The 13,379-nt window shown below is 38.8% G+C and carries 13 protein-coding genes; 7 read left to right on the plus strand and 6 right to left on the minus strand.

The window, feature by feature from the left end:
* Window positions 1–167 precede the first annotated feature (167 nt).
* From QE177_RS07470 to pspA, 5 genes are all read right to left on the minus strand, one after another.
* Window positions 168–1,229, minus strand: a complete 1,062-nt coding sequence (locus QE177_RS07470) for a TIGR01620 family protein (protein ID WP_280548404.1) — start codon at window positions 1,227–1,229, stop codon at window positions 168–170.
* Entirely contained in the window at window positions 1,226–2,623 is a 1,398-nt protein-coding gene (locus QE177_RS07475) for a YcjX family protein (RefSeq protein WP_280548406.1), read from the minus strand. Before QE177_RS07475 ends, QE177_RS07470 begins: the two co-directional genes overlap by 4 nt.
* A 306-nt stretch (window positions 2,624–2,929) precedes the next feature.
* Window positions 2,930–3,289, minus strand: a complete 360-nt coding sequence (gene pspC / locus QE177_RS07480; RefSeq protein WP_280548409.1) for an envelope stress response membrane protein PspC — start codon at window positions 3,287–3,289, stop codon at window positions 2,930–2,932.
* Window positions 3,289–3,516, minus strand: a complete 228-nt coding sequence (pspB, locus tag QE177_RS07485) for an envelope stress response membrane protein PspB (protein WP_280548411.1) — start codon at window positions 3,514–3,516, stop codon at window positions 3,289–3,291. Before pspB ends, pspC begins: the two co-directional genes overlap by 1 nt.
* A 40-nt stretch (window positions 3,517–3,556) precedes the next feature.
* Window positions 3,557–4,222, minus strand: a complete 666-nt coding sequence (pspA, locus tag QE177_RS07490; protein ID WP_280548413.1) for a phage shock protein PspA — start codon at window positions 4,220–4,222, stop codon at window positions 3,557–3,559.
* Window positions 4,223–4,418: 196 nt separating this feature from the next.
* Here pspA and pspF point away from each other — a divergent pair, with 196 nt between their 5' ends.
* The 7 genes from pspF to fabI all read left to right on the plus strand — a co-directional run bounded on the left by pspF (window position 4,419) and on the right by fabI (window position 11,977).
* A complete protein-coding gene (pspF, locus tag QE177_RS07495) occupies window positions 4,419–5,420 on the plus strand; it encodes a phage shock protein operon transcriptional activator (protein WP_280552238.1) in 1,002 nt (333 codons plus the stop codon).
* Between the two features lie 282 nt (window positions 5,421–5,702).
* Window positions 5,703–7,373, plus strand: a complete 1,671-nt coding sequence (gene sapA / locus QE177_RS07500; protein WP_280548415.1) for an ABC transporter substrate-binding protein SapA — start codon at window positions 5,703–5,705, stop codon at window positions 7,371–7,373.
* Window positions 7,370–8,335: a putrescine export ABC transporter permease SapB gene (gene sapB / locus QE177_RS07505; protein WP_280552239.1), complete on the plus strand. Its 966-nt coding sequence runs from the start codon at window positions 7,370–7,372 to the stop codon at window positions 8,333–8,335. The genes sapA and sapB overlap by 4 nt, the downstream gene beginning before the upstream one ends.
* Window positions 8,322–9,212 carry a putrescine export ABC transporter permease SapC gene (gene sapC, locus QE177_RS07510; protein ID WP_280548418.1) on the plus strand — a complete coding sequence of 297 codons (891 nt, stop codon included), beginning with the start codon at window positions 8,322–8,324 and terminating at the stop codon, window positions 9,210–9,212. Before sapB ends, sapC begins: the two co-directional genes overlap by 14 nt.
* Entirely contained in the window at window positions 9,212–10,207 is a 996-nt protein-coding gene (gene sapD / locus QE177_RS07515; RefSeq protein WP_280548420.1) for a putrescine export ABC transporter ATP-binding protein SapD, read from the plus strand. The genes sapC and sapD overlap by 1 nt, the downstream gene beginning before the upstream one ends.
* On the plus strand, window positions 10,204–11,013 hold the full coding sequence (gene sapF, locus QE177_RS07520) for a putrescine export ABC transporter ATP-binding protein SapF (RefSeq protein ID WP_280548422.1): 810 nt from the start codon (window positions 10,204–10,206) through the stop codon (window positions 11,011–11,013). The genes sapD and sapF overlap by 4 nt, the downstream gene beginning before the upstream one ends.
* A 172-nt stretch (window positions 11,014–11,185) precedes the next feature.
* On the plus strand, window positions 11,186–11,977 hold the full coding sequence (gene fabI / locus QE177_RS07525; RefSeq protein WP_280548424.1) for an enoyl-ACP reductase FabI: 792 nt from the start codon (window positions 11,186–11,188) through the stop codon (window positions 11,975–11,977).
* Between the two features lie 96 nt (window positions 11,978–12,073).
* Here fabI and QE177_RS07530 read toward each other — a convergent pair whose 3' ends face one another.
* On the minus strand, window positions 12,074–13,186 hold the full coding sequence (locus tag QE177_RS07530) for a hypothetical protein (protein ID WP_280548426.1): 1,113 nt from the start codon (window positions 13,184–13,186) through the stop codon (window positions 12,074–12,076).
* Window positions 13,187–13,379: the final 193 nt, after the last annotated feature.

The raw sequence follows: 13,379 nt of genomic DNA on the forward strand, positions 1-13,379 counted from the left end.
TAATTAAGTATGCATTTTTATTTAATAAGCTACCATAGAAAATATTTTATCGCATACGCACTAACACAAGAAATTATAAAAGAATAAGCATTAATTATTGCTCGCACCATTTAGTCAACACGGAGGATAATTAAAGAATGACGCCATTAAGCTAAATAGTCGATTGGTTAAACATTTTTATGTTCAACAGTCTTTGGCATAATATTTTTTAATTGGCTGAATAATTGACGGCGAAAATCAGCCAATTTCGGTTTATCATCCATCCAGGGTAAAGGACGGCATAACTCCATCGTTTTAATACCTAACCGAGCCGTTAGTAAACCGGCTCCAATTCCCTGAGCTGCTCGAGTAGAGAGCCTAGCCATGATATCTTGCGATAACCAATCCATACCAATTTCACGCACCAACTCACTTGCCCCCGCAAAGGCAATATTAAGCAATACCATTTTGAATAATCTAATACGACTATAATAACCCAGTTCAATCCCATAAATAGCAGCAATGCGATTAATTAATCGAATATTGCGCCAGGCAATAAATGCCATGTCGACAATGGCCAATGGACTAACGGCAATCATTAACGCCGATTCAGCGGATGAGCGATTGATCTCTTTTCTAGCTTGCTCATCTAAAATAGGTTGCACTAATTGACTATAAAGAGTCACAATTTCTTTATCATTATGACTATCATGAATGGTTCTCTGCCAACGCTTCATCGCCGGATGATCTAGGCCAATCGCCGATTGTTGGCCTAGCTTTAGACAAAATTCACGCCCACCATGCATACCATAACTTTGTAAAAATGCTTTGGCCTGGATGCGTTCTTGACTACGTTCTTTTAAATAATAAAGTCGCCGCCATTCGGTTATTATGCTGCCAATAGCGGCAATAATAATTAAGCCACCCGCCGTGACAAAAGCTAAAGAAACCCAATCTTGCTTTAACCACGCTTGATAGACCCATTGAGCTGTCTGGGCAAAAAGACTAACCACAATTAAGCTAAATGCGATAACCACCAGTTTACGCCAAAAACTATAGCGCGGTTTGAGCGCAGCATTAACCAGTGCCTCAATTTCACCTTCTCGCTCATCATGTTCTGTTTGCTGTCTGCTAGCGGCGAATTGTTCAGATACTAATGGATCAAATACTTTGGCTTTTTTTAACTTTGGTTGTTTATTTGATGGCAAAGACTCATCAAAATCGATGCGGGATTTTAGCGGTTTACTCATTTCAATTTATCTCCGAGTAAAAATTCTAAAGCACTATCCAATCGAATATGAGCAACAGGCTGATCAGGCGCTGTTTCGCGAGGCCGAAAAGATTCAAAATCAAATCCCTGCTTTAACCAAAAATCAGCATTAGGCAAACGTCTTGGCACCTCGCCAGGGAAAAAGGTCATTAATTGACCATCACTTAATCTATGTCCCTTTAATGCAGGTAACTGCTCTCCCTGATATTCAATCCTGCCATTTTCCGTCGCCTGAATTGAAGCCAGCGCGATACAATCCAAGCTGATCCCTTCAAAAGCTGCATTTTGCCAGGCCGCACGAACTAATTGCTGTAGCAATGAGACTAAATTGGCCTGTTGATCATGGGTTATATGATCAACTTTACTCGCCGCAAAAAGTAATTTATCAATACGAGGTGAGAATATTCGCCGCAATAATGTCCTTTTACCATAATGAAAGCTACGCATAATTTGGGTCAACGCGTTCTGCATATCATTAAATGCTGTCGAACCATTATTTAACGCAGTTAAACAGTCAACTAAGACAATTTGCCGATCAAAATGTTGAAAATATTCTTTATAAAAACGCTTGATAATTTTCTGGCAATAATAGTTATAACGCTGTTGCAGCATACCAATATTAGACTGTTTGTCCGCTTGCTTTAATTTCTGTTCATCCGTTGTATCAATATTAAGCCAAGGAAAAAACTGCAATACTGGTGCCCCGGCAAGATCACCAGGTAAAATAAATCGCCCTGGTTGAATAAAATAGAGTCCCTGTTGTTTACAAAAAACCAAGTAATCGGTATAAGCCTGGGCAACATTGGCTAATAATTTCTCATCAGCCGGCGCAAAAGGATCGCACTGTTGGCAAAGTTGCAACCATTGCTGTGCTCTTTCATTATTACAGCCTTCTAATAGCTGTTGCATTTGCCGTGACCAACTAAAATAGTCCTGAGTTAACATAGGTAGATCCAGCAACCATTCGCCTGGATAGTCAATAATTTCAATATATAAATTAGAAGTCTCTTTAACGTGGCGTAGCAAACTGCGTTGTGATCGATAACGCAGTTGTAAACATATTTCACTGATCCCACTAGTAGGAATCGGCCATTGAGGAGGAGAATGGTACAATGCCGCTATACCTTCGTCATAAGCAAAACGAGGAATATTAAAATGTTTTTGTGGGATCCGTTTTGCACCTAATAGACGACCATCTCTTGCAGCGGAAAAAAGTGGTAAACGCGCGCCACTGTGCACATGCAGTAACTGACTGACTAGTGACGTGATAAATGCCGTTTTACCACTACGACTAAGCCCAGTAACCGCTATACGGACATGACGATCTACACTTCGATTGACAAGTTCACTAAGCTCACTTCGCAATCTTTTCATATTTCTCCCACAACAAATTACGCACAAGTTTAGCAATACCTAGACGTAGCAATGGCTGCATAACTATTAACATAAACCATCGCAAAGGTTTTCGGCTAATATATTTTAACATTAGACCGATTATTCCAGCTGGCGCGTAATCAATAGCCATAATTATGGCTATTCTTGCCGTCTTTTTGCTCAAAAGCTTAAATTTTTGCCCGCATAACATCATATTACTCTGCTAAAACATAGGATAATTTTAATTGATAAGGAAAATGATTTTACGGTAGAGCATCATTTACTCTACCGCAGTTTGCCAAATAGTTATAATTTATTGATGCGACTATCAATACTAAAACTATCAGAAGTGATATAGCGTTCCATCTGGCGCAGTTTTTTTTCACCGGCCTTCAATTGCTGATCAATTTCATTTAGTAACTTAGTTACTTTAACACCAGTATGCGTTTCATCCTGATAACCTATCGGTGAAGGTTCAATAAAAAACCACATTAACAGATAAATAACGATAGTAATGGCAAAAAATCCCAAAAATAATGCCACAACTGCCAGTGCCCTAACTAAATTCACTGGTAAATCAAAGTAATGCGCCAGCCCTGCGCAAACACCACCAATCATACGCTGATCAGTAAGTCGATAAAGTTTTCTATCGCCCATTTTTGCCATTATAGTTGCCTCCAATTTGGATGTTCTGCATCCAGAATATCTTCCAGCGCTTTGATCCGTTGCTGCATGCGTTGTGCTCGCTCGGCTAACTGCGTTAGTCGCTGGATCTCATTCTGCGTTAATTGACTATGGCTAACACCTTTTTTACCATAGTGGCACCATAACCAAATAGGTAGAATAAAGATAACAAAGATCAATAAAACTAACCCAATAAATATAGAGCCCATCACATTTCCTTATTCATCATTAATTTTGGCTACCAAAAGATTACTCTTCTTTGTTCAGTTTAGCTTTCAACGCAGCCAATTGCTCACTGATTTCATCATCAGCTTTCAATTCAGCAAACTGCTGCTCTAAAGATTTTTGTTTACCTAAATGATAACTTTGTGCTTCACTTTCCATATGATCAATTCGCTGCTCAAACTGCTCAAAACGCGCAAGCGCTTCATCCAGCTTACCATTATCTAACTGCCGACGCACATCACGGCTGGATTGCGCAGCTTGATGCCTTAATATCATGGTCTGCTGCTTTGCCCGTGTTTCCGTCAATTTTTGCTCTAATTCGGCAATCTCACCTTTCATACGCACTAAAGTCTCATCAACCATGATTAACTCACTTTTTAGTGTATCAACCAGATTAGCCACTTTTTGCTTTTCAATTAATGCGGCACGAGCTAAATCTTCTTTATCCTTAACTAGCGCCAATTCTGCTTTTTCCTGCCATTGCATAATTTGTTTTTCACCACTAGCAATACGACGTTCTAACCCTTTTTGCTCTGCTAAAGTGCGCGCCGATATTGAACGGGACTCAACTAACATATCTTCCATTTCTTGGATCATTAGACGGATCATTTTCTGTGGATCTTCTGCTTTATCTAATAAAGAAGCAACATTAGCATTAATGATATCTGCGAAACGTGTAAAAATGCCCATTGATAAATTCCTCAATTTATATTGAATGATTAATTTGTCATTTATTTTTCTAACTTTAGTTATTGATAAACAATATTCATGCCAACTTAATAAATTAATATAACAACATGAAATACAACTATTTTTATTTTTTATCTTTTACATAACTTTTCGCTATAATTTATATATTAATTAAAATGACTAATAAATGGCTAAAATGACCACACAAGACTCTATTGATAATATTCTTGGCACTGCTGATAACTTCTTAGAAATACTGGAGCAAACTTCTGCCCTTGCCAAACTGAGTAAACCGGTTTTAGTTACTGGTGAGCGTGGGACAGGTAAGGAGCTGATTGCTAATCGCCTTCATTACCTGTCACCCCGTTGGCAAGAGCCCTTTATTTCCCTTAATTGCAGTGGACTAAATGAAAATTTGTTAGATTCCGAATTATTTGGCCATGAAGCTGGCGCATTTACGGGTGCACAAAAAAGACATTTAGGCCGCTTTGAGCGCGCGGATCGGGGCACACTTTTTCTTGACGAACTGGCAACCACCCCAATGATTGTGCAAGAAAAATTATTGCGTGTGATAGAATATGGCCAACTAGAACGGGTCGGTGGTAGCCAAAGTCTTAAAGTCAATGTTAGGCTTATTTGCGCGACCAACGCTAATTTACCTCAATTAGCTAGCAAAGGCTTATTTCGGGCCGATCTACTTGACCGTCTGGCCTTTGATGTCATCCACATTCCGCCATTGCGTGAGCGTTTAGCAGATATTATGTTACTGGCCGAACATTTTGCTATTAATATGTGCCGCGAGCTCAATCTGCCTTTTTTTCCAGGATTTTCCATTAAAGCGCAAAAAAATTTGTTAATTTATTCTTGGCCAGGCAATGTGCGTGAATTAAAGAATGTTATTGAACGTTCCGTTTATCGAAATGGCGATAGCACTGAACCACTAGATTTGATTGTCTTCGACCCTTTTACTAATGGTTCAATGATATCGGCGGTAACAAAAGAAAATAACGCTCTGCCTGAGCTTCCGATTAATTTAAAACATTGGCAGCATACAGTGGAAAAAATTTTGCTCGAACAAGCATTAAAAATAAGCCAGTATAATCAGCGGCTAGCCGCACAGCAATTAAAATTAACCTATCATCAATTAAGGGGATTACTGAAAAAGCATAACTTGCCCGATAACCAAAATAATAAATAAGAATAAGTTATTAAGAAAAGAGCCAGCACCCGATGCTGGCAAGAATATTAAAACATTATAGAAGCAATGTGAGCAATGTCGTGTCTACAGTAAATTAAGGCTACTATTTGACGATAACCTGTTTAGCAGACTGGTTAATAATAATAGTTATCAATAACATTTGCAAAGCACTTTATTGAGAATTTTTCTCAATAAATAACCAATAATTTTATCAACTCTATTTTGTTGCATAGCAGGAGTTAAGCTACAATAAAGCCATTCGCACTTATAATAGGTTTTTATATGCGGTACCTAATTTTATGGATTATTTTAATAAATGTAGGGACAATAAATGCATTAGCAGATACCCTTCCGCCACAAATTCGTCAAACCAGTTTTATTTATTGTGTTAATGGCATTGTCACCACATTTAATCCTCAAATTGCCAGCACAGGGCTGATTATTGATCCACTTGCCGCTCAACTCTACGATCGGTTATTAGAAGTTAATCCATTTACTTACAAACTAAATTCAGAACTGGCCTCCCATTGGAAATCATTTGATAAAGGCGCAACTTATCGGTTCTATTTAAAACGCAATATTCCATTTCAAACAACGGATTGGTTCACACCGACACGAACGCTGAATGCCGATGACGTTGTATTTAGTTTTTCCCGTATGTTTGATAAAAATCATCCTTATCATTATGTAGGTGGAGGCAACTATCCTTACTTCGATAGCCTACAATTAGCTAACAATATCCGTAGTATTCGTAAGATAGATAATTATACGGTTGAATTTAAATTATATACGCCTGATGCGTCATTTCTCTGGCATTTGGCTACTCGCTATGCCCCAATACTTTCGCAAGAATATGCACAATATCTTAATAAAATTAATCATAAAGAATTTATTGATTGGCAACCTGTTGGTACTGGTCCTTTCATGTTGGTAGGTTATCAAACTGGTCAATTTATCAAACTTTCTCGCCATGATAATTATTGGAAAGGCAAACCTTTAATGAAGCAAGTTGTGATTGATCTTGGCGTCGGCGGTACAGGACGCATATCTAAATTATTAACTGGCGAATGCGATGTTTTAGCCTACCCAGCGGCTAGTCAATTAAAGGTGTTACGTGAAGATGCCCGTTTACGGCTATCGATGCGAGCTGGCATGAATATCGCCTATCTGATTTTTAACACCAGTAATCCGCCTTTTGATCAATTAAAAGTTAGACAAGCCATTGCATATTCAATTAATAATGAAAGATTAATGCAATCTATTTATTATGGCACCGCCGAAACCGCAACTTCGGTGTTACCAAGAGCTTCATGGGCATATGATAATCAAATTAAAGTGACAGACTATAATCCAGAAAAGGCCAAACAAATGCTGGAAGAGCTAGGCTTATCTGGTATGAAATTAGATCTTTGGGTGCCCGTGATTTCTCAATCATATAATCCAAGTCCGTTAAAAACTGCAGAACTTATTCAGGCAGACCTAGCAAAGGTAGGCATTAAGATGGATATTCATCCTGTAGAAGGGAACCTATTAGAAAATAAACTTAATGATCGCAACTATGACATGGTTCTTGACGGTTGGTCAACAGATAGTAATGATCCAGATAGTTTTTTCCGTCCTCTACTCAGTTGCCCAGCAATTGAATCTCATACTAATTGGAGTAAATGGTGCAACCCCTACTTTGATGAGCTTTTACGCAAGGCGCTGGTAAGCCAAAGTATTTCATCGCGCATTAATTATTACCATCAAGCGCAATCATTATTGGCAAAAGAATTACCAGTATTACCGCTAGCTTATTCATTACATTTACAGGCTTATCGCTATGATATCAAAGGGCTAGTTATTAGTGCCTTTGGTAATTCATCTTTTGCCGGCGTTTATCGTGATGAGTCTATTAAAACCCCACTGCCGGCTGACTCTTATTTTGATGATGCAGAAGGAGCTGCATGGTGATTATTTACGCATTAAGGCGGTTATTACTATTAATTATTACCTTATTTCTACTGACGCTAGTTAGTTTTAGTTTGAACTATTTTACTGCTGATGCTCCCTTAAGTGGACTTTCATTATGGGATGCCTATATTTTCTATTTAACCAGTTTGTTACATTGGAATTTTGGTTTTTCTAGTATTAATGGGCAGCCCATTAGCGATCAGCTAAATGCCACTTTTCCTGCCACCATGGAGTTGTGCTTTTTAGCGTTTATTTTAGCGTTAATAATCGGCATTCCAACCGGTATCATTGCTGGTGTTTGGCGAAATAAACCCATTGATTACATTATTAAAATTTTTACCCTAATCGGTTTTTCTATGCCAATTTTCGTGTTGGCTTTATTATTTATCCTGCTTTTTTCATTGAAGTTAGGCTGGTTACCGGTCTCTGGACGAATTAATTTACTGTATGATCTTGAACCGGTTACTGGTTTTGCCCTGATCGATGTTTGGTTATCTGATTCAATCTATCGTAGTCAAATGTTTATTAATCTATTAGAGCATTTGATTTTACCAGTTATTACATTAGCCATTGCGCCAATTTCTGAAATGATACGTTTAATGAAAAATAGTACTGAAGCCGTTATGGGAGAAAATTATATTAAAGCAGCGGCAACTAGAGGACTATCCCGTATTACCATCATCAAACGCCATGTACTACACAATGCGCTTCCTCCCATTATTCCAAAGCTTGGTTTGCAATTTTCTACTATGATCACACTAGCAATGATCACTGAACTTGTTTTTAATTGGCCAGGATTAGGCCGCTGGTTAGTAACGGCGATTCGACAAAATGATTACTCAGCAATTTCTGCCGGCGTAATGATTATTGGTACTTTAGTTATTTTAGTTAATGTCATATCGGATATTTTAGGCGCTATGATGAACCCTTCTAAATATAAGGATGGGTATGTCTTCAGATAATTTTTATCGCGAACAAAAAATGCCATCGCCGATCCGGGTTGTCTGGCGATTTTTCTCTAATGATATTCTGGCGATGACTGGATTTTATGGCGTTGTTTTTCTTCTGGTTTTAACTTTACTTGGCGACTACTTAGCACCCTATACCATTAACCAACAATTTTTAGGCTACCAGCTACTGCCGCCATCCTGGTCGCATTATGGCAATGTGGCATTTTTTTTGGGTACTGATGATCTCGGCCGTGATATTTTAAGTCGACTACTTATCGGTACAGTATCTACCTTCGGCTCTGCACTTGTGATCACCATTAGTACGACACTGGTTGGATTAGTATTGGGTTGCTTAGCTGGTATTACCCATGGATTAAAATCAGCGATTTTAAATCATGTGTTAGATACCCTATTATCCATTCCCTCCCTGCTACTGGCGATTATTATTGTTGCTTTTGCTGGTTCAAGCCTTGAAAATGCAATGATAGCAATTTGGTTAGCCTTGCTACCAAGAATTGTTAGAACAATCTACAGCGCTGTACGCGATGAACTCGATACAGAGTATGTTCTTGCCGCTCGACTTGACGGTGCCTCAAATTTTTATATCCTTTGGTATACCGTATTACCCAATATCACACCTATCTTAGTAACAGAAATTACTCGTACTCTCTCTATGGCCATTTTGGATATGGCTGCTTTAGGCTTTCTTGATTTAGGTGCCAGATTACCGACTGCGGAATGGGGTACCATGCTTGGTGATAGTTTAGAGTTGATTTATGTGGCACCATGGACAGTTTTTCTTCCTGGTGCAGCCATTATGTTCAGCGTATTATTTGTTAACTTACTTGGTGATGGCTTACATCGCGCGATTAATGCTGGGGTGGAATAATGCCATTATTAGATATCCGTAACCTCACTATCGAATTTATGACTGCTAAAGGGCCAGTAAAAGCAGTCGATAATGTTTCTTTGCAGTTAAATGAAGGCGAAGTTCGCGGCTTAGCTGGCGAATCTGGTTCAGGTAAGAGCTTAATTGCTAAGGCTATTTGCGGCGTTACTAAAGATAATCTAAAAGTAACTGCCGATCGTTTTTATTTTCTTGATATTGATCTGCTAAAACTCACTGCACGGCAACGGCGTAGAGTGATAGGTCATAATATTTCCATGATTTTTCAAGAACCTCAATCCTGCTTAGATCCCGCTGAAAATATTGGTAAACAACTTATTCAATCAATTCCTCAATGGACTTTTAAAGGCCGATGGTGGCAACGATTTAGCTGGCGTAGGCGACGCGCAATTGAATTGCTTCATCGTGTGGGAATTAAAGATCACAATGACATTATGTACAGCTATCCTTATGAACTGACAGAAGGTGAATGTCAGAAAGTGATGATAGCTATTGCGCTGGCAAACCAGCCACGATTACTCATTGCAGACGAACCGACCAATGCAATGGAATCCACGACGCAAGCGCAAATATTTCGTCTGCTTGATAGATTAAATCAAAACAATAATATGACAATTCTACTAATTAGTCATGATATGCAAATGATGAGCAAACTGGTTGATCGTATTAGTGTACTCTATTGCGGTCAAACCGTTGAAAGTGCAACTCCTGAAGAGTTATTGCTCCGCCCTCATCATCCTTATACCCAAGCCTTAATACGTGCTGTTCCCGATTTTGGCAGCCCACTTCCTCATAAAAGTCGACTAAATACACTACCTGGGGCGATTCCTTCTCTAGAGCACTTGCCGATTGGTTGCCGTCTTGGCCCTCGTTGTCCCTATGCGCAAAAAACGTGTATTATAACCCCGCCGCTACGCAGCATAAAAAGTCGGGCCTTTGCCTGCCATTTTCCTCTAAATATGGAGGAAACACCATGACAACGCCGTTACTGTCAATAAAAAATCTGACTAAAACCTTTCGTTATCGCACCGGGTTATTTCAAACTCAACTGTTAGAAGCGGTAAAACCGTTAAGTTTTACCCTAAAATCTGGTGAAACCTTGGCTATTATCGGCGCTAACGGCTCAGGTAAATCAACCCTAGCCCGCATGTTATCGGGCGTGATTGAACCCAGTGGGGGTGAAATTTTTATTAATGGCCATCAACTTAACTTTGGCGATTATAGTTACCGTAGTCAACGCATACGCATGATATTTCAGGATCCCAGTACTTCTTTAACCCCTAGGCAGCGTATCGGCCAAATTCTTGAAATCCCTTTGATTCTAAATACTTCACTTTCCGTTCACGAACGTGAAGAGCGTATAGAACAGACCCTGCGCCAAGTTGGGCTATTACCTGATCACGCTGGCTATTATCCGCATATGTTAGCCGCGGGTCAAAAACAACGCGTTGCGCTGGCAAGAGCGTTGATCCTGCAACCAGAAATTATTATTGCCGATGAAGCACTGGCGTCATTAGATATGACAATGCGTTCTCAAATCATCAATTTAATGCTTGAATTACAAGAAAAACAAGGCATTTCCTATATTTATGTTACTCAACATCTTGGTATGATGAAACATATCAGCGATAAGGTGTTGGTGATGGATAATGGCGTTGTGGTCGAAAGAGGTAATACCGCCGAAGTGCTTGCTTCCCCCTTACATGAAGTGACCCGACGCTTAATTGCTAGCCACTTTGGTGAACTTTTATCTGCCGATGCCTGGCGACAAGATGTTATCTAGTATAAAGACAAAAAAACTGATCGGATCAGCGAGGTAATGCAACATATTTTCTTCTGTCATGATAAACTCTTTGCCGTTTATCAAACAAATAATGCATAAATACTATTTACAATAGATAATTTATGCTGTGTACATTAGTATTATTATTTAAAAATTTACAAGGATACGGCTTATGGGCTTTATGAGCGGCAAGCGCATTCTGATCACTGGTTTAGCCAGTAAACTATCTATTGCTCACGGTATTGCACAAGCAATGCATCAACAAGGCGCTGAACTGGCCTTCAGTTATCAAGGGGATAAGCTGAAATCTCGCGTGGAAGAGATGGCAAACAACTTTGGCTCTAGTATTGTTTTGCCATGTGATGTCGCTTCCGATGAAAGTATCACGGCATTATTTGCCGAGCTGGCAAAAGTATGGCCTAAATTTGATGGTTTTGTCCATTCAATTGCCTATGCACCAGCCGATCAACTTGATGGTGATTATGTTGATGCGGTCACCCGCGAGGGATCCCGCATTGCCCACGATATTAGTTCATATAGCTTTGTTGCGTTGGCAAAAGCTTGCCGAAGTATGTTAAATTCTAATTCTGCTCTGGTTACCCTAACCTATTTGGGCGCTGAACGCGCGATCCCGAACTATAATGTTATGGGATTAGCAAAAGCCTCGCTGGAAGCAAATGTTCGGTATATGGCTAACGCAATGGGGCCTGAAGCTATCCGAGTTAACGGCATTTCAGCCGGTCCCATTCGCACATTAGCGGCATCAGGTATTAAAGATTTTCGTAAAATGCTATCACATTGTGAATCAGTGACCCCCATTCGCCGCACGGTGACGACTGAAGACGTTGGCAATTGTGCTGCTTTTCTCTGTTCTGATTTATCGGCGGGTGTTACCGGTGAGATTTTACATGTTGACGGTGGATTCAGTATCGCTGCAATGAATGAACTGGAATTAAAAGACTAATAGAGATAATCAGCCCGCCAATAAATTAATATACCTAGCTTAATATTGGCTTATTAACGATATCATTTAAAGGCGGGCTGTTGTTAATTAGATAAATTAATGCTGGCTAGTAAGATAATTTGCCATCAAATCGGTGATCCTACCTGTATTTGCGGTATAACTCATAAATTGTGCAGGCGTTATATCGATGACTCTGGGTAACATTGAGGTCACTATACTCGATTTTGTCAAACCTTGAATATTTTCATCACTCTCAGCCAAACGCAATGCCTGTGCCATTGAAGCAAAGCAAGCTTTCAGATTATTTTGTGTTTTCTCTGATATAATAGTATTAATTTTGTCGTCCATTAAATGTTTAAATTCCTCTTGTGCCACGATCTGGTCTAATTGTTGCACTTCCTCTGGCGCACTTTTATCCATTGTCATAATTTTATCTAATTCATCCATTGTGACTTTGGGAAAAAATTCACCTAAATAGGTTTTTACCATCCAGGCCAAGGCGATGGGTTCAGATTGTAATTCTGGTGTACTAAATGCCTTAATCAGTTTGCTATTATCATTTTTGGAATAAAATTGACTACTAGGCTCTCCCCTAAAAATACCTTCAACATGCTTGTTGTTGATATGTTGATTTAAATTGGCACAAATTCCCCCAATACCTGTGTGCATCGCTTCTTCTACACACGCTTTAGCAACTTCAGCAATTTTCGTTGCTGCGACTTTATTTTGATCAACATTATCATTGGTTGAGGAAACATTTTTCTGCCAAAAAGTAGACATATTAAATTTGAAAAAATCATTGAAGCTAGTTTTCTGTTGTTTTGCATTTAAAATAGCACTTTCTGATTTCACAGAAGTTGATCGTGCCAACTCTGCTGTTTTTGATAAAGCGCTTTCGGATTTTACAGAAGATAATCGTGCTACCTCTGGCGCGTTTTGGCTGGTTAAAGTCATTCCATCTGACGATAATGAACTCACTTTACGTAATTCAACGGGAAATTTTAGCGGTTGGGATGAATAGCTAAAAGCATCCCTTGATTTCCATTCAAATTCACTGGAACTATTTTTTACTCCCGCGAAATTATTTACCAAACTCGTTACTGTATTGATAAAATTATTAAAGCTTCTTTGAATTGTTGATATTATCGGGGTTGTTTCTGTCCATGATGGTTCAGTATTGTTGGTGTTGGAAAAACTATCTAAACGCATTTTAACTCCATTATTTATTTTATATATTTGCACCGACAATTTTAAATATAATTAAATAACACCAATACCAAATTTAGCTTTTCTATTATTTACGAAATAAATAGCTAACTTTTTATAAACAGTAAGTATATTATCTATAGATAATGAAATAGTTATAAAATAAATTCATATAATTATGTGGATACTCAATATA

The organism is Arsenophonus sp. aPb, assembly GCF_029873475.1.
Classification (GTDB): domain Bacteria; phylum Pseudomonadota; class Gammaproteobacteria; order Enterobacterales; family Enterobacteriaceae; genus Arsenophonus.